The 19,207-nt window shown below is 66.6% G+C and carries 19 protein-coding genes; 11 read left to right on the top strand and 8 right to left on the bottom strand.

Going from position 1 to position 19,207, the window contains the following annotated elements; all coding sequences use genetic code 11:
- Together ACQY8M_RS24685 and ACQY8M_RS24680 are read right to left on the bottom strand one after the other, a co-directional pair.
- Window positions 1-735 (bottom strand): hypothetical protein, encoded by a 735-nt coding sequence (locus tag ACQY8M_RS24685; protein ID WP_428661037.1) that lies wholly within the window; start codon window positions 733-735, stop codon window positions 1-3.
- A gap of 9 nt (window positions 736-744) precedes the next feature.
- Window positions 745-2,550, bottom strand: coding sequence for a chloride channel protein (locus tag ACQY8M_RS24680; protein WP_428661034.1), 1,806 nt, complete (start codon window positions 2,548-2,550; stop codon window positions 745-747).
- 40 nt (window positions 2,551-2,590) lie between these two features.
- On the opposite strand from ACQY8M_RS24680, the gene ACQY8M_RS24675 reads away from it, so the two are divergent.
- From ACQY8M_RS24675 to ACQY8M_RS24665, 3 genes are all read left to right on the top strand, one after another.
- The gene (locus ACQY8M_RS24675) at window positions 2,591-3,193 is read left to right on the top strand and encodes an anthranilate synthase component II (RefSeq protein WP_428675481.1); all 603 of its coding nucleotides are present in this window, start codon (window positions 2,591-2,593) and stop codon (window positions 3,191-3,193) included.
- Between the two features lie 93 nt (window positions 3,194-3,286).
- A complete protein-coding gene (locus ACQY8M_RS24670) occupies window positions 3,287-4,252 on the top strand; it encodes a Bug family tripartite tricarboxylate transporter substrate binding protein (RefSeq protein ID WP_428661032.1) in 966 nt (321 codons plus the stop codon).
- A 54-nt stretch (window positions 4,253-4,306) separates the two neighbouring features.
- Window positions 4,307-5,374, top strand: coding sequence for an isopenicillin N synthase family dioxygenase (locus ACQY8M_RS24665; protein WP_428661030.1), 1,068 nt, complete (start codon window positions 4,307-4,309; stop codon window positions 5,372-5,374).
- 38 nt (window positions 5,375-5,412) lie between these two features.
- Here ACQY8M_RS24665 and ACQY8M_RS24660 read toward each other — a convergent pair whose 3' ends face one another.
- From ACQY8M_RS24660 to ACQY8M_RS24645, 4 genes are read right to left on the bottom strand one after another with little or no spacing between them, the layout of a single operon-like run.
- Complete coding sequence (locus ACQY8M_RS24660; protein WP_428661028.1) at window positions 5,413-6,345, bottom strand: dihydrodipicolinate synthase family protein; 933 nt, start codon at window positions 6,343-6,345, stop codon at window positions 5,413-5,415.
- Window positions 6,346-6,350: 5 nt separating this feature from the next.
- A complete protein-coding gene (locus ACQY8M_RS24655; protein WP_428661026.1) occupies window positions 6,351-7,139 on the bottom strand; it encodes an ABC transporter permease in 789 nt (262 codons plus the stop codon).
- Window positions 7,136-7,894, bottom strand: coding sequence for an ABC transporter ATP-binding protein (locus tag ACQY8M_RS24650; protein ID WP_428675479.1), 759 nt, complete (start codon window positions 7,892-7,894; stop codon window positions 7,136-7,138). Before ACQY8M_RS24650 ends, ACQY8M_RS24655 begins: the two co-directional genes overlap by 4 nt.
- 55 nt (window positions 7,895-7,949) lie before the next feature.
- Entirely contained in the window at window positions 7,950-9,044 is a 1,095-nt protein-coding gene (locus ACQY8M_RS24645) for an ABC transporter substrate-binding protein (protein ID WP_428661023.1), read from the bottom strand.
- A 231-nt stretch (window positions 9,045-9,275) separates the two neighbouring features.
- Between ACQY8M_RS24645 and ACQY8M_RS24640 the strand changes: the two genes are divergently transcribed.
- Window positions 9,276-10,847 carry a PepSY-associated TM helix domain-containing protein gene (locus ACQY8M_RS24640; protein ID WP_428661020.1) on the top strand — a complete coding sequence of 524 codons (1,572 nt, stop codon included), beginning with the start codon at window positions 9,276-9,278 and terminating at the stop codon, window positions 10,845-10,847.
- A gap of 14 nt (window positions 10,848-10,861) precedes the next feature.
- On the opposite strand, the gene ACQY8M_RS24635 is transcribed toward ACQY8M_RS24640, so the two are convergent.
- On the bottom strand, window positions 10,862-11,065 hold the full coding sequence (locus ACQY8M_RS24635) for a heavy-metal-associated domain-containing protein (RefSeq protein ID WP_428661017.1): 204 nt from the start codon (window positions 11,063-11,065) through the stop codon (window positions 10,862-10,864).
- Window positions 11,066-11,141: 76 nt separating this feature from the next.
- Here ACQY8M_RS24635 and trpD point away from each other — a divergent pair, with 76 nt between their 5' ends.
- The 7 genes from trpD (at window position 11,142) to ACQY8M_RS24600 (ending at window position 17,471) form a co-directional block, all read left to right on the top strand.
- Window positions 11,142-12,155 carry an anthranilate phosphoribosyltransferase gene (trpD, locus tag ACQY8M_RS24630; RefSeq protein WP_428675477.1) on the top strand — a complete coding sequence of 338 codons (1,014 nt, stop codon included), beginning with the start codon at window positions 11,142-11,144 and terminating at the stop codon, window positions 12,153-12,155.
- Entirely contained in the window at window positions 12,152-12,949 is a 798-nt protein-coding gene (gene trpC, locus ACQY8M_RS24625) for an indole-3-glycerol phosphate synthase TrpC (protein ID WP_428661015.1), read from the top strand. The genes trpD and trpC overlap by 4 nt, the downstream gene beginning before the upstream one ends.
- Window positions 12,946-13,428 (top strand): cyclic pyranopterin monophosphate synthase MoaC, encoded by a 483-nt coding sequence (moaC, locus tag ACQY8M_RS24620; RefSeq protein WP_428661012.1) that lies wholly within the window; start codon window positions 12,946-12,948, stop codon window positions 13,426-13,428. The genes trpC and moaC overlap by 4 nt, the downstream gene beginning before the upstream one ends.
- 124 nt (window positions 13,429-13,552) lie before the next feature.
- Complete coding sequence (locus ACQY8M_RS24615; protein WP_428661009.1) at window positions 13,553-14,770, top strand: molybdopterin molybdotransferase MoeA; 1,218 nt, start codon at window positions 13,553-13,555, stop codon at window positions 14,768-14,770.
- A 108-nt stretch (window positions 14,771-14,878) separates the two neighbouring features.
- Window positions 14,879-15,622, top strand: a complete 744-nt coding sequence (lexA, locus tag ACQY8M_RS24610) for a transcriptional repressor LexA (RefSeq protein WP_428661006.1) — start codon at window positions 14,879-14,881, stop codon at window positions 15,620-15,622.
- Window positions 15,623-15,730: 108 nt separating this feature from the next.
- On the top strand, window positions 15,731-16,702 hold the full coding sequence (locus ACQY8M_RS24605; protein WP_428661003.1) for a Bug family tripartite tricarboxylate transporter substrate binding protein: 972 nt from the start codon (window positions 15,731-15,733) through the stop codon (window positions 16,700-16,702).
- Window positions 16,703-16,712: 10 nt separating this feature from the next.
- Window positions 16,713-17,471 (top strand): class II aldolase/adducin family protein, encoded by a 759-nt coding sequence (locus ACQY8M_RS24600; RefSeq protein ID WP_428661001.1) that lies wholly within the window; start codon window positions 16,713-16,715, stop codon window positions 17,469-17,471.
- A gap of 78 nt (window positions 17,472-17,549) precedes the next feature.
- Here ACQY8M_RS24600 and ACQY8M_RS24595 read toward each other — a convergent pair whose 3' ends face one another.
- A complete protein-coding gene (locus ACQY8M_RS24595) occupies window positions 17,550-19,139 on the bottom strand; it encodes an ABC transporter substrate-binding protein (protein WP_428660998.1) in 1,590 nt (529 codons plus the stop codon).
- Window positions 19,140-19,207: the final 68 nt, after the last annotated feature.

Below are 19,207 nucleotides of genomic sequence, written 5' to 3'. Positions count from 1 at the left end.
TCAGCGCGCCTTGTAGTTCGAGTATGTCACCGTGACGCGCACGTGAACCGTCTCGTTGCCGATTCGCGCATCCTCATCGGCGCGGATCGATATCGGGAACCAATACTGGTCGTCGACGAGCTGCCGCTCCACCCGATAACGCATCGGCGCGATCGGTGCGCTGCTGCTGCGGCCGCACAGCCGCATCACCGCGTCGTTGCGCGCGCGCACCCAGGCCCGGCCCTCGAAGCCGCGTATGTCGGCCGTCGTGCTGCGCGGCATGACGTCGAACAGCGAGGCATTGATCTCGCCGATGCGCTGACGCCCGGAATAGGCGATGTCGCCGGCCGACACGCGATCGGCCGTCAGCACGAACGCGTCGCGCAACGTATCGAGGTCCCGGTCTGCGAACTTGATGCGCGTCAGCGTATTGACCGCCCCCTCGGCGATCTCCCGCTTGGGCCCGCTGTCGTCGAAGCGGAGGGTCGCGACGTGGCGGTATTCGCCGTCGACGGTGTCGCCCTGCAGGGTCTGGATGCTCGCTTCGACAGTGTAGCCGAAATTGGCCAGTGCACGGGCGAAGGCGGCTTCCTTGGCCGACACCCTCCGGATGAAGTCCGGCGCGCTCAGCCGCGATACGGCCTCCTGATCGACCGGCCCGAGATCGTCGCTGCACTTGACTTGAGCCACGGCAGGCCAGGCCACGGCAACAGCTGCCACGGCAACGGCGAGGGATCCGAGGACACGCCCGTACATGGCCCTATTCTAGCGCGGCGGCTCGCCAGTGGAGAAGAGGTCGCGTTCGCCCAGCTCGGCGGTGCGCCGGCGCTCCAGCTCCTGATTGTAGCGGCGCAACGCGTATTGCTCGGAGAGATAGCCGATGACTTTCTTGTCGGTCGGCGACTCGAGGACGGGCAGGCTCTCGACCTCCTTGTCCTCGAAGCGGGCGAGTGCCGTACGCACATTCTCGTAGGACAGCAGATAGAGGTCGCCCTCTTTCGCGAAGTTGCGCGCAGTCTGCGTCGCGAGATCGGACGGCATCTCGTCGTACAGCGCCGCCACGTCGAGCGATCCGGCATACTCGCCGCTCTCGGAAACCACGAACGCGCGCTTGGTGCTGCCCGGTGGAAACCTCTCGCGCAGTTCTGCGAGCGGGGTCGTTTCGGGCACCGTCTTGGCATCTGTGCGCATCAGCCGGCTCACCGTCAGGTCGGCAAGCCAGCCGATGTCGTGCGCGCTGCGGATGCCGATGCCGCGCTGGTGGAAACGCCAGGTCGAGAAGGAATAGCCGAAGGCCAGGCGCACGATGGTCGAGGCGACCACCACGCCCGCCATGACCCCGACCGTCACAGGGAAGTTGTCGGTGCCCTCCAGTACCAGGAACACCATGGTCAGGGGCGAGCCGATCACCGCCGCCGCCACCGAAGCCATCCCGACCAGCATCAGCACGGCCTGCTGTCCGGCAAGACCGGGCGCGATCAGGGTGAGGAGCTGGCCGAACACCGCGCCGAACAGGCAGCCCAGCAGCAACGAGGAGCTGAACATGCCGCCACGGAAGCCCGACCCCAGCGAGATCGCCGAGGCAACGAGCTTGGTCACCAGCAGGACCAGCAGGAAGATCAGCCCCAGATCCCGGTCGAACAGCTCCTGGATCGCGCCATGCCCGCTGCCCAGCACCTGGGGCACCACCAGCGCCATGGCGGCGACGAGCGCGCCGCCGATGGCGGGGCGCAGCCATTGCGGCAACGGCAGCCGGCGCAGCAGCCGCTCGGCCCAGGTCACCGACTGCATGGCGAGCACGCTGTAGCCGGCCGCCGCGGCACCCAGCAGGGCGAACATCAGGTAGAACCACGACGGGATGGCCGGGAACGGGCCGACGAAGAACAGCGCCGTGGGGTGGACGATCGCCCTCTCCACCAGGGTCGCCGACAGGGTGGCGGCCGCCACGGGCGCGAGCGCCCGCACCGAATAGCCCCCGATGATCAGCTCGAAGGCGTAGAAGGCGCCGGCCAGGGGCGCGTCGAAGGCGGCCGCGATCGCCGCCCCCGCCCCAGCGCCGACGAAAATGCGCTGGTCGGGGCGGCGCAGGCGGAAATATTGGCCGACCTTGGCCAGGATCGCTGCCCCGAGCTGGCTGTAGCCCGCCTCCATGCCGACCGCGACACCCGACGCATTCGACCAAAAGGTCGCGATGAGCAGGCGCAGGCTGTCGGTCATCGACATGCGGCCGCCGTGCAGGGCGTTGGCCTCGATCGGATCGACCACCTCGGTCGGGCGTAGCCGGCGCATGACCACCACGCCGATACCCAGCACCAGCCCGCCCGCCGCCGGCACGATCAATATGCGCATCGGATCGACGCCGATACCGGTGCTGAGGGTGAAGGTGCCCGAGAGGTTGAAGGCCAGGGCATGGACGAGGTCGACCAGCTTGTGCAGGCCCGAGATCAGGGCGCCGACCAACGCGCCGAAAACGGCGCAGACAAAGATCTGCGTCGGCTCGTTGGAACGCAGCCTGCCCTGCAGGAGCAGGAACCGGCGCGCTTGCCCCAAGGCGGAAAGCCGGATGTCCATCAGGCTTCCCTTCTACGACCGAACCGGCGAAAATGCCCGCATGTTGCTCCTGATCGATAACTACGACAGTTTCACCTACAACCTCGTGCACTTTCTGGGCGATCTCGGGGCACGCTGCGCAGTGCACCGCAACGACCAGATCACGGTCGACGAGGCGATGGCGATGAGGCCCGACGGCATCGTGTTGTCGCCCGGGCCGTGCACGCCCAACGAGGCGGGCATCTGCATGGACCTGATCAAGGCCGCAGCCAAGGCACAGGTACCGCTGTTCGGCGTCTGCCTCGGCCACCAGGCGATCGGGCAGGTGTTCGGCGGCGAGGTGGTGCGCGCACCGACGCCGATGCACGGCAAGCTGTCGGGCATCCAGCACAAGGGGCAGAGCGTGTTCGAGGACGTCCCCTCGCCGTTCGAGGCGACGCGCTATCACTCGCTGATCGTGGCGCGCGACAGCCTGCCGAACGAGCTCGAAATCACCGCCGAGACCGGCGACATCGTCATGGGCCTGCGCCACAGGACGCTGCCGATCCACGGCGTGCAGTTCCATCCCGAGAGCATCGCCTCGCAGCACGGCCACAAGATCCTCGAGAACTTCCTCAAGATTGCCGGCGAGCATCCGACGCAGCAAAACAAGAAGGCGGCCTGAGGATCCCAATCGCCGGCTGCCGTCATCCCGAGCGGAGCGAGGGATTCTTACGGCAACGGGAAAAGCCCCCCTCGTTTCACTCGGGATGACAGCATGCTGATCCGTCGCTCCTTCGTTTCCTCGATCGCAATATCTGCGGCTCTCCCGGCCCGCGCCCAACAGGCCTGGCCCACCAAGCCGTTGCGCATCATCGTCCCCTTCCCGGCCGGCCAGTCGACCGACATCCTGGCCCGCGTGACGGCCGACCAGCTCGGCAAGGCGCTCGGGCAGCAGGTCATCGTCGAGAACCGCCCCGGCGCGGGCGGCAGCATCGGCGCCGACGTCGCGGCCAAGGCGGCGCCCGACGGCTACACGTTGCTGATGGTGACGATCTCGACCCACGGCATCGCGCCGGCACTCTATCCGAAGCTGCCCTATGACCCGCTGAAGGATTTCGCGCCGATCATCAATGTCGGGCTGACCCCGCAAGTCCAGATGGCCAGCCTCAAGAGCGGCATCACCTCGGTGAAGGATCTGATCGCCAAGGCCAAGGCCGGCGGCGACCTCAATTACGGCTCCTCAGGCAACGGTTCGGCGAGCCATCTGGCAATGGAGCAGCTGCGCAGCGCCGCCGGCATCAAGCTCACCCACGTCCCCTTCAAGGGCAACGCCGATGCCTATCTCGCCCTTCAGAGCGGCGACATCCAGCTCATGTCCGACGCGATCCCGGGCGCCGTCGGACCGGTGCGCGCCGGCAAGGTGACGGCAATCGGCATCGCCGACACCAATCGTTCGCCCTACCTGCCCGACGTGCCGACCGTCATCGAGCAGGGCCTGCCGGGCGTCGTCGCGGTCGGCTGGATCGGCCTCTCGGCGCCCGCCAACGTCCCCGGCCCGATCCTCGACAGGCTGAATACCGAGATGCAGAAGATCCTCAAGGAGCCCGAGGTCGTCGATAAGCTGAAGGGGTTGAGTTTCATGCCCGCCGGAGAATCGCGGCAGGCGTTCGCACGCTACATCGAAGCCGAAATCGCCAAGTGGCGCGGCGTCATCCAGACGGCGGGCGTCAAGATCGACTAGAGTCTGGCTCGGATCGTGCTTCTTGCGATGCCGCCAGACCGCGGGGACAACGCCATGGACACGCTGCAGAGCCGCCCGATCGGGATCAACGAGATTCCCGTCCTGGACTTCGCGCAATTCGATCGCAGCGCCTCGGCGCAGAACCGCCTGTTCCATGAGATGCATGAGGCCTGCGCCTCGGTCGGCTTCTTCTACATCCGGAACCATGGCGTCCCGGCCGCAGCGATCGACGACATCTTCACGCAGGCGCACCGGTTCTTCGACTTGCCCGACACCGAACGCGACGCGCTGCACCTCACCGATTCACCCTGGTATCGCGGCTACTTGCCGACCGGCGCGCCGGGCGCCAACAAGGTGACGCGCAACAATCTGCTCGAGGCCTTCAACCTTGCGCGCGAACTCGGGCCCGACCATCCCGACGTCAAGGCGCTGAAGCCGCTGCACGGCCCCAACCAGTGGCCGAAAGAAGAGAGCCTGCCCGGTTTCCGTACTTCAGTCCTGACCTACTACGACCTGATGGAAGTTCTGTCGCGCCGCGTGCTGACGGTGCTCAGCGGCGCCATGGGCATCGCTACGCACGATCTCCTGCCGAAGTTCGATAACCAGCTCGCCCAGCTCCGCCTGCTCTACTATCCGGCGCAGCCGGTGCAGGACGATCCCGTGCTCGGCGTGCGGGCGCATCACGACACCTCGTTCATGACCATGCTGGTGCAGGACGACGCCGGCGGGCTGGAAGTCGAAGGCCGCAACGGCGAATGGCTGGTGGCGCCGCCGCGGCCCGACATGTTCGTGGTCAATGTCGGCAGCTACCTGGAATGCCTGTCGAGCGGCATCTACACCGCGGCCAAGCACCGCGTCGTCAACCGCTCCGGTCGGCGGCGCTTCTCGGTGCCGTTCTTCTTCAGCCCGAAGTTCGAAGTCACGGTCGAGCCGCTGCCGCATTTCGCCGACCGTCCCGAGGCCCGCAAGGTCGCGCCGATGAATGTCGGCCAGGACATGGTCCGCTTCTTCGATACGCTGTTCCCCGCCGTCGCCGACAAGGGCGGCGGCCCGCACGACAAGCACAGGACCGCTGCCAGCCGGGTCGTGCACAGGATGGCCGAAGGCTACGAGGCGGCCTGAGGCTTCTCGTAGGACCGCGTGCCTGGAGGCCCGCGGTCCTATGAGTTCGAATATGCAGCGCTTGCGGCGCGGAGTTCGGTAGCGGCGGCGGTGATCGCCTTCAGCGCGTCCTCGTCGGTGGTGTTGGCAAAGAATGGCCCGATCGGGCCCGTGTCGGAGATGCCGGCCAGGCGAACGGCATCGTGCAGGACGGGGATTTGCCCCCAGGTCAGGCGCAGCGCTTCGAGCTCGAGGAAGTGCTCGCGCAGCCGTCCCGCCTCCTCGAGGTCGCCCCGCTTGACGGCCGCCAGCAGTGCCATGGTCAGATGCGGCGCCACCACGCCGGAGCCCGAGGTATAGCCCTTCAGCCCGAAACGGGCGTGCGTCGTGATCGTGCGCTCGCCCGCCCCATCGATGATCGCATCGGCGCTACCCGCCCGATCCAGCAGTTCGGCGAGAAATGGCTCGGCCTTGTCGTCGGTCGAGCCGCCAACGCCGTACTCCACGCAGCACAGCACGCCGTCCTTCAGCAGGACGGCGAGATCGGCCGCGCGCACGTATTCGGGACTTTTGAAGAAGACCATCAGTGGCTTGCCCATCGTGTCGGATAGCCGCCGCAAACCGGTGGCGACGCCCGACTGGCTCACGGGCGCGAGCGGCAGCAGCATGGCGGAAGGAAAGCTGCGATCCTTCAAGATCGCGACCTGGTCGAGCGCCTTGCCGAAATCCGGTCCGATGGTCGGGATCACCCAATCGTCGGCCTGGGCCAGGGATTCGATCGTGTCGAGCGTCGCCGCATAGTCGCGCACGCCCATGTTGAAGAAATTGGCGCAGCCGCCATAAAGGAATGTCGTCACGCCGGCCGAGCGCAGCCAATCGAGAATCTTGACCTGCTCGGCCAGCGCGATCCCGCCATCAGGCGTCCGCGCCATCGGCGGCAGGGCGAGCGGGCAGCGCAGCAGGTCCGCCGTGGTCACGTCGCTGGTCTTCATTGTCCCTATATCCCGGTCTGATGGATGTCGCGCGTGTCGAGCCAGAAGATCAGCTTGCGGCGCAGCACCTGGACGGCGAGGTGCAGCACCACGCCGATTGCCGACAGGACGATCAGGATCGCGAACACGCCGGCCATGTCCATGGAGAAGTTCTTCTGCAGGATGAGGAAGCCCAGCCCCGCCTTGGCGCTGACGAACTCGCCGACGATCGCGCCGATCACCGCCATCATCAGGGCGACGTCGACGCCTACGGCGATATAGGGCAGCGCCTGCGGAATCTGGACCTTGCGGAAGATCTGCCAGCGCGTTGCGGTGAAGGCCAGGAGCAGCTCGACCTGCTCGGGCGGCGTGGCGCGCAGCCCGGCAATGGTGTTCGCCAGGATCGGGAAGAAGGAGATGATTGCGGTGATGACGATCTTCGAGCCGACCCCGAAGCCGAACCAGATCACGATGATCGGCGCCAGCGCCACCTTCGGAACCGTCTGGAAAGCCACGAGATAGGGGTAGAGCGACTTCTCGAGCAGCGGGAAGCGGCCGATCAGGCAGCCGAGCGCCAGGCCGGAGAAGGCGCCCAGCGCGAAGCCCGCCAGGATCTCGTACAGCGTGACCCCGAGATGCATGGCGAAGGTCGCCGATTTCAGCAGATCGACCATCGACTCGGCGATGTCGGTGGGCGCCGGCAGAACGATCGGCGGCACATCGAGTGCCCAGACCGCCAGCTCCCAGCCGCCGAAGCCGACGATGAAGATCGCCAGCGCGATCGGCACCTCGGGCCGGCGCAGGATGACGTTCACGCGTGCGCTCCGCCGAAGTGGCGCCGGATCGCCTTGACGTAGCGGCCGAACGGCTCGGAGTTGATCATGTCGAGCGTGCGTGGCCGCGGCAGGTCGACCTCGACAATATCGACGATGCGGCCGGGCCGCGGCGACATCACGATCACCCGGTCGGCGAGCAGCACCGCCTCGGCGATCGAGTGCGTGATCAGCACGACGGTCTTGCGGCTTTCGTCCCAGATCCGCAGCAGCTCGATGTTCATCGTGTCGCGCGTCATGGCGTCGAGCGCGCCGAACGGCTCGTCCATCAGCAGCACCGCGGGATCGTGCACCAGCGCGCGGCCGATGCCGACCCGCTGCTGCATGCCGCCCGACAATTCGTGCGGATACTTGTCTTCGAAACCCTCGAGGCCGGCGAGCGACAGGTAGCGGCGGGCGCGGCCGAGATGGGCCTGCCGGTCGCGATGCTGCAGCTCGACCGGCAGCAGCATGTTGGACAGCACCGTGCGCCACGGCAGCAGGATCGGCTGCTGGAACACCACGCCGACCTCGCGCGAAGGCTTCTCGACCGGCACGCCGTTCATTGTCACGGAGCCGGTCGACCGGCGCATCACGCCCGCGAGGATCTTGAGCAGCGTGGTCTTGCCGCAGCCCGACGGACCGACGACGGTGACGAACTCGCCGTCGGCGATGTCGAGATCGACGTTAGAGAGCGCGGTGATCTCCTGGCCGCTCGCGGTCGCATAGACCTTGCTCAGGCCGGCGATGCGGATCATCGCGGGGCGCGACTGCGCGCCTGCCGCGGCCCCCGATTCCGGCGTTGCGGCCAGGCTAGAATCCGGCACAGGCCTTGGCCTGCGCTTCGAGCGCGGCGTGATCGAAGCTGTTGGCCTTTTCGAACAGGCCGGGAATGGCGGCGATCAGGCTGTCGTTCGGCACCTTGGCCTTGATCAGGCCCGCGCGCAGCAGGAAGTCCTGCAGCACCGCGTAGTCCTGCGGCCGGTAGTTGCCCCACAGCTTGCCGCCGGCCAGCTCGAAGGCCTCCTTCATGCCCATCTGCTGCGCCTTCAGATTGTTCAGGTCCCAGCTCACCTTGGTCTCCTCGGCGAGATTCTGGCCGGAGGGCTTGGTGTCGGGCCAGGTCTTCCACTGGACGCGCCGGACGCAATCCGGATTGGCAAAGGAGAAGACCGAGCCCTTGACCGCGCCGCGCACGATCCCCTCGACCATCTTCGGATCCGCATCGACCGTCTTCTGCAGCGTGTTCAGGGAGAAGTCGGGCTGCTGGCGCCAGTCGGCGCCATGGAAATAGCGGAACTTGCCGCCGAAATTCTCGAAACCGGCGATCGCGGCCTGGAAGAACATCAAGCCCTGCACCTTGTTCGACTTGATCGCCTCGTAGGCCGGCGCGCCGAAGCCGACGGCCACGATCGAAACATCGCTGTCCGGCACCAGCCCATTGGCCTGGAGGATCTCCTTCAGCATCGGCATGCCGCCGGTCGACAGGGCCGGCACGCCGATCGCCTTGCCCTTGAAGTCCTTCATGCTCTTGATCGGGCCGTCGTCGAGCGCCACCACCGACCAGTCGTTGACGGTGTTCAGCATCACGGAGCGGATCGTCATCTTGTTGTTGGCGTTGGACTGCACGACCACGCTCGAATTCACCTGGGCAAAGTCGACGTTGCCGGCCGCGAGCTGCTGGATCGCCTCAAGGGAGCCGCCGACCGCAACGACCTCGACGTCGAGCCCCTCTTCCTTCCAGTAGCCCATCGCCTGCGGCAGGGTGAGCCACGGATAGGCGATGCTGATGACCCGCGCGCCCATCGCGATCTTGACCTTCTTCGGCGCCGGCTGCGCCTGCGCCGACGAGAAGGCAGCAAGCAGCGCCGCCACAGCGGCAAAGCAGGTCAATAGTCGTGGCGTCATCCCAAGCGTCCCCTCACCGGCTGGCGAGAGGCACGCAATAAGCATGCCGCCTATCGCTGCATGCCTGCAGTCTCGTCATTCGCGTTGACGACACGCCCGCATCGGGTCCGGACGCAACAGGGTGAAAATCCGGACGCTTCGTTCGTCATAGAGACAGTGACCTGGAGCGTAGTCCCGCCGTGAATAAGGCGATCCTCATGATTCTGCAGTCGATCGCGGCAGGCTGACGCAATGGAGCCGACCTTCCGTGCGTCGCTGAACTGGCTGCACACCTGGGCGGGGGTCGTGCTGGGCGGAGTGCTGTTCGCGATCTTCTGGATGGGCACGCTGTCGGTGTTCGATCGCGAGATCGACCGCTGGATGGCGCCGATGACGCGGCTCGCGGCGGCGGAACCGGCCTTTTCCTACGAGAAGTTGCGTCCTGGCTACGAGGCCGCGGCGGCGGCTAAATCGCCGTCCTGGTTTGCCACGATGCCCACCGAGCGTGAGCCGACCGTGCGCATGAGTTGGCGCGAGCGTCCGGATTTCATCGTTCGGCTGCTCGATCCGGCGACCGGTGCCGCGCTGCCCGATCCGGGCACGCTGGCCGGCACGCGCTTCCTCTACCCGTTCCACTACATGCTGCACGTCCAGCTGTGGCAGCTGGGGTACTGGATCGTCGGCACGGCGGCGATGGCCATGCTTGCGCTGTGCGTCTCGGGCGTGGTGATCCACCGCAAGATCTTCGTCGAGTTCTTCACCTTCCGGGCCGAGAAGCAGCCTCGCCGCCTGTTGCTCGACCTGCACAACGTGACGGGCGTGCTCGGCCTGCCGTTCTATTTCGTCATCAGCCTGTCGGGCCTGATCATCTTCTACACGGTGTACTTCCCGGCCACCGCCCAGCTCGCCTATGATGGCGGCCAACGGGCGTTCATCCGGGATGCCTACGGCCAATACGAGAGGCCCAAGGCCGGACAGCCGGGCACTCTCGGCTCGCTCGATGCCATGGTGGCCGAGGCGCGGGCCCTGTGGGACGGAGCGCCGGTGCGCTATCTGTTCGTCCGCAACCCCGGCGACGCTGCCGCCTATGTGCAGATCGGCCGGCTCGGCGAGGATCGCGTCGCGGGCAACGACGACGTGGCCTTCTTCGACGCCGGCACCGGTTCGCTGCTGCACCAGCGAAGCGGATACAAGCCGCTAATGGGCGTGCAGCAGTTCATCTCCGGCCTGCATCTGATTCAGTTCCGGCACTGGATCCTGCGCTGGGTTTATTTCGGCCTGGGCCTCACGGGCTGCGTGCTGATCGCCACCGGCTTTCTGTTCTGGCTGGAATCGCGGCGCAAGAAGCATCTCCAGCTCAGGCTGCGCGGCGTGCGCGTCGTCGAAGGACTAACCTTGGGATCGGTCACCGGAATCCTGATCGCCACCCTTGCCTTTTTCGCCGCCAATCGCGTGCTGCCCCTGGGATCATCCTTCCTCGGGCAGGACCGCGCCGCGCTCGAGATCTGGACGTTCTATCTCGTCTGGCTGGCAAGCTTTGCCCATGCCTGGCTGCGACCGCGCAGCGCCTGGATCGAGCATTGCTGGGCGCTCGCGGCGCTCGCGGTGGCGGCCGTCCTGCTGAACTGGCTGACCACCGGCGACCACCTCGTCCGCAGCCTGTCGCTGCGCCATCTCTGGCCGATTGCCGGCATCGACCTGCTGCTGCTGTCCGGCGCGTCACTGGCGGCGCTGACCGCCCGTCGACTGCAGCGCCGTGCCGCAAATCTCCCAAAATCCCGGCTCGGCGCTCGCACTCGCGCCTCCCAGGCCGCCGCCGAATAGCGGACCGCGCGAGGTCAGGAGGAAGCGACCCCGAAGCCGGCGCGCTGGATTGCCCTGGAGATGGCGGCGACGTCCGCCCCTTCGGGCAGGCGCATCTCGCCGCTCTTCAGATCGACGGAGATCGGCGCGGTGCCCGCGCCTGTGGCAGCACGGGTGACGGCCTTGACGCAGCCGTCGCAATCCATGCCGGTGACCTTGAGGATGAGTTCTTGAGCCATGTGATATAGCTAGCCGCCCCGCCGCCCGGCCGGCAAGGGGCAAAACGAGCGGAGCGGGGTTCGGGTGAGCGGCGATATCGACGATTTTAGGGGCCTTCTGGCCAAGGTGGGCAACGGTCAGTCCCTGACCCTCGACGAGGCCGAGCGGGCCTTCGACATCATGACCTCGGGCGACGCGACCCCGGCGCAGATGGGCGCCTTCCTGATGGGCCTCAAGGTGCGCGGCGAGACGGCGGACGAATTGGCCGGCGGCGCGAAGGTGCTGCGCGCCAAGGTCCAGCGGGTGCGCGCTCCGGACAACGCCATCGACATCGTCGGCACCGGCGGCGACCACCACGGCACCTACAACGTGTCGACCTGCTCGGCCCTCGTGGTGGCCGGCGCGGGCGTCCCGGTCGCCAAGCACGGCAACCGTGCCTTCACCTCCAAATCGGGTGCGGCCGACGTGCTGGGGGCGCTCGGCATCAATCTCGATCTGCCGATCGAGACCCTCGAGAAGGCCCTGCTGACGGCTGGCGTCTGCTTCCTGATGGCGCCGCGCCACCACAGCGCGATGCGCAATGTCGCGGGTCCCCGGGTGGAACTCGCCCCGACCCGCACCATTTTCAATTTGCTGGGCCCGATGTCGAACCCGGCGCTGGTCAGGCGCCAGCTCGTCGGCGTGTTCGATCGCCGCTGGCTCCGGCCGGTCGCCGAGGCCCTCGGCCGGCTGGGACTGCAACGCGCGCTCGTCGTGCATGGGCAAGACGGCATGGACGAACTCACCACCACGACCGCCAGCTGGGCTGCCTCGCTCGAGGGCGGCAAGGTCACCGAGATCGAGATCACCCCGGAGGAGGTCGGCGTGCCGCGCGCGACGCTCGCGTCCCTCAAGGGCGGCGACGCCGCACATAATGCCGAGGCGATCCGCTCCGTGCTGGCGGGACGGCGCGATGCGTTCCGGGATATCGTGATTCTGAACAGTGCCGCGGCCCTGATGGTCGCCGGCGCGGCCAGGGACCTCAAGCAAGGCGCCGAGATGGCCGCCGCCTCGATCGACAGCGGCCACGCCCGCAAGGCGCTCGAAACTTTGGTGAGGATCTGCGCATGAGTGACACGCTCACCAGGATCGTCGACGACAAGCGCCGCCATGTCGCCGCGTGCAAGGAGCGGCGGTCCCAGACCGGGTGCGAGACGATGGCGAAAGCCGCGGAGCCGCCACGCGGGTTTGCCAAGGCTCTGAAGGCCTCGATCGCGGCCGGACGCTACGGGCTGATCGCCGAGATCAAGAAGGCCTCGCCGAGCAAGGGCCTGATCCGGCCGGATTTCGATCCGCCGTCGCTGGCCCGCGCCTACGAGCGCGGCGGCGCGACCTGCCTCTCGATCCTGACCGACGAGCCCTATTTTCAGGGCAAGGATGAATTCCTGACCCAGGCCCGGGCCGCGGTAAAACTGCCGGCACTGCGCAAGGACTTCATGATCGATCCCTACCAGGTGGTCGAGGCGCGGGCGTTGGGCGCCGACTGCATCCTGCTGATCATGGCCTGCCTCGACGACCAGCTGGCCGCCGAACTGGCGCGGCTCGCGCATCTTTACGACATGGACGTGCTGGTCGAGGTGCACGATGCCGACGAGCTCGAACGCGCACTGCAGGTCGACAGCGATCTTATCGGTGTCAATAATCGCAACCTCAAGACCCTGGCGGTCGATCTTGCGACCACCGAACAGCTCGCGCCCAAGGTGCCGAAGGACCGCGTCCTTGTAGCCGAGAGTGGATTGGGCTCGCCGGCAGACCTTGCGCGCATGGCCAAGGTCGGCGCCTCGGCCTTCCTGATCGGCGAGAGCTTCATGCGCAAACCGGACGTCGAGGCGGCCGTGCGCGAGATTCTGGTCAAGGCGGCATGAGCAGCGAACTCACCCATTTCGACGATCTGGGCAATGCCCACATGGTCGATGTCGGCGCCAAGGACATCACCGAGCGCGTCGCGGTGGCGCAAGCCACGGTGCTCATGCAGCCGGCGACCCTGAGGCTGATCCGCGACAAGAAGGCCGCCAAGGGCGATGTGCTGACGGTGGCGCAGCTTGCCGGCATCATGGCCGCCAAGAAGACCCCCGACCTGATCCCGCTGTGCCATCCGCTGGCCCTCTCCTCGGTCAGCGTCACGCTGGCGCTCGACGAGGCGCGCAACGCCGTCGACATCGAGGCGACCTGCAAGCTGAAGGGCCGTACCGGCGTCGAGATGGAAGCCCTTACCGCCGCCTCGGTCGCCGCGCTGACCGTCTACGACATGTGCAAGGCGGTCGACCGCGGCATGGTGATCGCCGAGGTGAAACTGCTGCACAAGTCGGGCGGCAAGTCGGGGACATTCGACGCCCGCTCATGACGCTCCACTCGCCCGTACAAGCCCAGTGTCATCCCGAGCGGAGCGAGGGATCTTTGCTCTTGGCTTTAAAGATCCCTCGCTCCGCTCGGGATGACAATTTTGCTTTGATAAGCGTAGGTGCGCCATGCTGAGCGTCAAGGAAGCCCATGCCCGCGTGATCGCGGCCTTCTCCTCCCCCCTGCCCGCCGAGATGGTGTCGATCGCCGACGCGGCCGGCCGCGTGCTGGCGGTCGCGCCGACGGCCCGCCTCACCCAGCCGCCCGCCGCTCTCTCGGCGATGGACGGCTACGCCGTGCGCGGCGAGGACGTGCCGGCCGCGCCGACGACGCTCACCCTGGTCGGTGAAGCGGCCGCCGGCGGGTCGTACGATCACGCGCTGAAGCCCGGCGAAACCGTCCGCATCTTCACCGGCGGCCCGCTGCCGATGGGGGCGGATTCGATCGTCATCCAGGAAGACACCCAGGCCAACGGCGACAGGATCACCATTCTCGAAGCGCCGATCCCCGGCCGGCACGTCCGCAAGGCCGGCCTCGACTTCAGTGCCGGGGAGTCGCCACTGGCGGCCGGCCGCACGCTCACCACGCGCGACGTGGGCCTCGCCGCGGCGATGAACCTGCCGTGGCTCACGGTGCACAGGAAGCCGCGGGTGGCGATCCTCTCGACTGGCGACGAGCTGGTGATGCCGGGCGAGCCGGTCGGCCGCAACCAGATCGTCTCCTCCTCCGGCATCGCCGTGGCGGCCCTGGTGAAAGGCTGGGGCGGCGACCCGACCCTGTTCGACATCGCACGCGACGACGCGGCACTGATCCAGGACCGCATCGCCGCCGGCACGCAGCACGACATCCTGATCACACTCGGCGGCGCCTCGGTCGGCGATCACGATCTGGTGCAGGACGCGCTGATGGCGCAGGGCTTCGCGATGGATTTCTGGAAGATCGCGATGCGCCCCGGCAAACCGCTGATGTTCGCCGCCAGGGACCGCGCCCGCGTGCTCGGCCTGCCGGGCAACCCGGTCTCGACCATGGTCTGTTCGCTGCTGTTCCTGAAACCCGCGATGGAGCGGATGATGGGCCAGGCCGGTGACTTGCCGGCGACCGTCCCGGCGCGCCTCGCGGTCGACGTCAAGGCCAACGACCAACGGCAGGACTACGTCCGCTCCCTGGCGACACGTCAGCCCGACGGCAGCCTGACCGTCGAGCCCCACAAGGTGCAGGACAGCTCGATGCTGTCGGTCCTGGCATGGTGCAACGCCCTGCTCATCCGACCACCGCACGATCCGGCCAAGAAGGCCGGTGACACCGTGCGGATTGTGGATCTTTCTGTTCTCCCCGGTGGCTATTGATCCCCAGTGTTCCTGGGAAAAGTTGACCAATCCCCAGAACTAAACTAGAACATGTGTCGGGTTTCGGGATTTGTTCCGAAATCTGGTAAGCGTTCCGGGGAGAAGACGGTGCTAACCCGCAAACAAAACGAATTGCTCCTGTTCATCAACAAGCGCCTCAACGAGGGCGGCGTTTCGCCGTCGTTCGACGAGATGAAGGAGGCGCTGCGGCTCAAGTCGAAGTCCGGCATCCACCGCCTGATCACCGGGCTGGAGGAGCGCGGCTTCCTGCGCCGCCTGCCGCATCGTGCGCGCGCGCTGCAGGTGTTGAAGCTGCCGGAGGCGGCTGCCATGCCGGCGTCCAACGTCACGCCGCTGCTCGACTCGCGCCGCGGCATGGCCGAGCCACGCGAAGGGTTCGTGCCGCAGATCGTGCGCGGCGAGCGGATGCCGCTGGCCGGCGCCATTCTGGCGGCCAATGAGGCGCAGGCGCTCAGCCTGCCGCTCTACGGCCGGATCGCCGCCGGCACGCCGATCGAGGCGCTGCGCGACAATTCCACCACCGTCGACGTGCCGGTCTCGCTGCTCGGTTCGGGCGCGCACTATTGCCTCGAGGTGCAAGGCGATTCGATGGTCGAGGCCGGCATCCAGAACGGCGACATCGCCATCATCCGCAGCGCCGACTCGGCCGAGTCGGGCGAGATCGTCGTCGCCTTGATCGACGACAGCGAGGCGACGCTCAAGCGCCTGCGCAAGAAGGGCGCCTCGATCGCGCTCGAGCCAGCCAATGCCGCCTACGAAACCCGCATCTTCGGACCCGACCGGGTCAAGATCCAGGGTCGCCTCGCGGGCCTCTATCGCCGTTATCATTAATGCTGGGAGCGCGGCTCTCCAGAGCCGCCATGATCATGAGCGGCTCTGGAGAGCCGCGCTCCCAGCGCACCCGTTGCGCCTCCGCGAGACACGTGTTCAAACGTGTCCATGACCGAATATACGCGTCGTCTCCTTTTGACGGGCGCGGCTGCCGCCCTCGCCGCTCCGGCCATCGCGCGCGCCGACACCTGGCCAAGCCGACCGATCCGCTGCATCGTCGCCTTGCCGCCCGGAGGGGGCACCGACGCCACGGGACGGATTGCCATGCAGTACCTCTCGGAGGCACTTGGGCAGCCCATCGTCATCGAGAACAAGCCGGGTGCCGGCGGGACGATCGGTAGCGACATCGTCGCCAAAGCCGCACCCGACGGCTACACGTTCGGTATCGCGACCTCGAGCAGCCATGCCGCCGCGCCGGTGTTCCGCAAGGACCTGCCCTACGATCCGGTGAAGTCCTTCACAGCGGTCACGATGATCGGCACGACATCCTACATTCTGATCGGGGGACCGGCCGCCGGCGCCAAGGACCTCCCGACCTTCATCGCCAACACCAGGGCACAGCCCGGCAAGGTCGCCTGCGCCTCGCTCGGCCCCTCGACGCTGGGCTATCTGTTGACGCGCCAGTTCGAGCAGATCGCCGGCCTCAAGATGATCGATGCGCCGTACAAGGGCGCGGCCGCGGTCTATCCCGACCTGATGAACGGCACCGTCGCGGTGATGCTCGACAATCCCTCGGGCTCGGCCGGGCTGGTGCGTGAGAACCGCCTGACCGGTTTCGCGGTCACACGACCGTCGGCTGCGGTGCCGAACGTGCCGACCTTCGACAGCCTCGGCGTGAGGAATTTCCAGGACGTGTTCTGGTACTGCATCGTGGCGCCGCCCGGCCTGCCGCCAGAGATCGCCGAGCGCGTCCAGAAGATCCTGGCACAGGCGCTGCTCGCCGATCCCGGCCGCGGCAGGCTGCGCGCGATCGATGTCGAGCCGGTGGTGTCGACGCCGGCCGATTTCGGCGCGACCATGGCGCGCGAGACGAAGCAGTGGCGCGACCTCGCCGATCGCCTCGGCATCAAGCCCGAATAGGAGCCCGATCATGATGGATGGCAGCCCCGCCCTCGCCTTTCGCGTCAACGAGCTGACGCCCGACCCGAGCGTCTCGTTCGATCCGAAGGTTGTGAAGGACTACGTCACCTACGCTCACCGGATCGCCAACCGCGGCCTGGTCAACAGCAGCGTCGGCGGCATGGTGATCCGCGTCGCCCATCCCAACCATTCCGACGGCGTGTGCTACGCAAAGCCCCAGGGCATCAGCCTCGAGGAAGTCGAGGCTGACGACCTCGTCATCACCGACATCCCCTATGGCCGGATCCTGGCCGGCGAACGCGCGACCACCGTCGGCCACCAGATGAACCGCGAGATCCTGCGCCTGCGGCCGGACGTCAACGCGGTGATCCATCTCCACCACGACGAGATGATCGCCTTCATGGCGGCGGGCTATGAAAAGATCAACTCGTACAGCCTGACCTACGGCTACCTGATGCAGAAGCCCGCACACTACCTGCCGGCCAGCATCAACGTCGAAGAGGATGTCGGACCGATCAAGGAGTTCATCCAGGACACCAACTGCATCATCATGAAGCGCCACGGCTTCACGGTGCTCGGCCGCACCGTGTCGGAGGCCTATCACCGCACCTGCGTGCTGGTGAGCGAGATCAAGCGCAACATCATCGTCGAGATGCTGTGCGCGGCCAACGGCAGGACGCCGGAAACCGTCACCGACGAGGAGATGGCTTACATGGCCACTCACGGCGATTCGGTGATGTATCCGAAGGTAATCAAGGCGAAGGGATAAGGTCTGTCATCCCGAGCACAGCGAGGGATCCTTCTGGAGCGGGTAAGGATCCCTCGCTGCGCTCGGGATGACAGTTTCCTACTTCATCGTGATCGGCGAGAAGTCCTGGAACCAGTTCTGGGCCTGGATGAAGCCGTTCACCTTGGTCGACATGGCACGCGGCGCGACGTCGTGCGTCACGAACAGGAAGAGCGCCTCGTCGACGATCTTCTCGTGGATCTTCTGCAGCACCTTGTCCTGCTCGGCCGCGTCGAAGGTGGTGCGCGCCTGCTCGATCAGCGCGTCCATCGCCGGTTCCTGGTAGTAGCCCCAGTTGGTGCCGTTCGGCGCCACGAGCTTGGAATCGATGTGACGCACGAAGGCGGTGAACGGATCCTGGATGAAATAGGAGAAGTTGATCCCATTGGCACCCTTTGCGAGGTCCGACTTCGCACCGGCGCGCCATAGGTTGATCATCGTGTTCCACTCGACGACGTCGAAATCGACCTTGATGCCGACATCGGCGAGGTTCTGCTGGATGTACTCGTTCATCGCCAGCGGCTGCATCTGGCCCGAGCCCGAGGCCGAGATCAGGATCCGGACCTTGGCCGGATTGCTCTTGCTGAAGCCCGCCTCCGCCAGCAGCTTCTTCGCCGCCTCCGGATCGAACTTCACGTCGAACGACGGCTTGCCGAACCACTGGCTGCCCGGCACGACGAAACCCTTGGCCGGGATCATCAACCCACCGAGCATGACCTTGAGGCCGGCGCGATCGACCGCGAGGTTGGCCGCCTTGCGCACGCGAATGTCCTTCCACGGCGAGCCGTCGACCATGCTGAGGTGCCAGGTCCAATTGTGCGGATAGGCGTTGGAGACGATCTTGAAGCCGGCCTTCTCGAGGCTGGGCACGGCGTCGGGCGACGGCGCCTCGATCCAGTCGACCTGCCCGCCGCGCAGTGCGGCCGTGCGGGTGGTGGCTTCCGGCAGCGGCAGCAGCACGAGCTTGTCGAGCTTCGGCACCCGCTTGGGATCCCAATATTCCTTGAACGGCACCAGCTCGGCGCGAGTCTGGGGCACGAAGGAAGCGACCTTCCACGGCCCGGTGCCGGACGGCGTCTGGGCGAACTTGTTCCAATCCTTGCCGACCTTCTCCCACTGCGCCGGGCTCGAGATCATGACCCAGCCGATCTGGTATGGCAGGAACGCATCGGGCCCGTTGGTGCGGACCTCCAGCGTGTAGTCGTCGATCACCTTGTAGGACTTCACCGCCGGGATGCGCGAGCGGCCCTGCGCGGCCTGCTTGGGATCGAACTGCGGTGCCTTGTCGTTCAGGAGCTTCTCGAGGTTCCAGACCACGGCGTCGGCTTTGAAGTCACTGCCGTCATGGAACTTCACGCCCTGGCGCAGGGTGAAGACCCAGCGCGTCTTGTCGCTGTCGTCGATCTTCCAGGCGGTCGCGAGGCCGGGCGTCAGCACCGACGGCTTGTCGGCCGACGACAGGTCCCAGTTGATCAGACCGTCATAGACCGTGTAGCCCATGAAGCGCATGCCCTCGCCGCCCTGATCGGTCTGGCCGGTGGTGAGCGGGATGTCGGCGGCCGTCATGCCGATCCTGAGCGTACCTTGGGCAAGGGCAGACGCACTGCCGGCAGCAATCATCAGGGCAGCAACCAGCCAACGAACGAGCATTCCAGACCTCGGGCATGACAGAGTTGCACCGAGGGAAGCCAGTATCGTGCCAATCAATCTTCAGGCGC

Source organism: Reyranella sp. (genome assembly GCF_965279465.1).
Lineage (GTDB): Bacteria > Pseudomonadota > Alphaproteobacteria > Reyranellales > Reyranellaceae > Reyranella.
Note: the sequence above shows the minus strand (reverse complement) of the source record. Positions and strands in the feature narration are given on the sequence as shown.

Coding starts and splice junctions, on each gene's coding strand:
- ACQY8M_RS24635 (WP_428661017.1), bottom strand. CDS start 11,065: ATGGCTCAAGAACTCATCCTCAAGGTCACCGGCATGGATTGCGACGGC.
- ACQY8M_RS24685 (WP_428661037.1), bottom strand. CDS start 735: ATGTACGGGCGTGTCCTCGGATCCCTCGCCGTTGCCGTGGCAGCTGTT.
- ACQY8M_RS24680 (WP_428661034.1), bottom strand. CDS start 2,550: ATGGACATCCGGCTTTCCGCCTTGGGGCAAGCGCGCCGGTTCCTGCTC.
- ACQY8M_RS24615 (WP_428661009.1), top strand. CDS start 13,553: ATGCTGAGCGTCAAGGAAGCCCATGCCCGCGTGATCGCGGCCTTCTCC.
- ACQY8M_RS24595 (WP_428660998.1), bottom strand. CDS start 19,139: ATGCTCGTTCGTTGGCTGGTTGCTGCCCTGATGATTGCTGCCGGCAGT.
- ACQY8M_RS24660 (WP_428661028.1), bottom strand. CDS start 6,345: ATGAAGACCAGCGACGTGACCACGGCGGACCTGCTGCGCTGCCCGCTC.
- trpC (WP_428661015.1), top strand. CDS start 12,152: ATGAGTGACACGCTCACCAGGATCGTCGACGACAAGCGCCGCCATGTC.
- moaC (WP_428661012.1), top strand. CDS start 12,946: ATGAGCAGCGAACTCACCCATTTCGACGATCTGGGCAATGCCCACATG.
- ACQY8M_RS24640 (WP_428661020.1), top strand. CDS start 9,276: ATGGAGCCGACCTTCCGTGCGTCGCTGAACTGGCTGCACACCTGGGCG.
- ACQY8M_RS24645 (WP_428661023.1), bottom strand. CDS start 9,044: ATGACGCCACGACTATTGACCTGCTTTGCCGCTGTGGCGGCGCTGCTT.
- ACQY8M_RS24675 (WP_428675481.1), top strand. CDS start 2,591: ATGTTGCTCCTGATCGATAACTACGACAGTTTCACCTACAACCTCGTG.
- ACQY8M_RS24670 (WP_428661032.1), top strand. CDS start 3,287: ATGCTGATCCGTCGCTCCTTCGTTTCCTCGATCGCAATATCTGCGGCT.
- ACQY8M_RS24650 (WP_428675479.1), bottom strand. CDS start 7,894: ATGATCCGCATCGCCGGCCTGAGCAAGGTCTATGCGACCGCGAGCGGC.
- ACQY8M_RS24605 (WP_428661003.1), top strand. CDS start 15,731: ATGACCGAATATACGCGTCGTCTCCTTTTGACGGGCGCGGCTGCCGCC.
- ACQY8M_RS24600 (WP_428661001.1), top strand. CDS start 16,713: ATGATGGATGGCAGCCCCGCCCTCGCCTTTCGCGTCAACGAGCTGACG.
- ACQY8M_RS24665 (WP_428661030.1), top strand. CDS start 4,307: ATGGACACGCTGCAGAGCCGCCCGATCGGGATCAACGAGATTCCCGTC.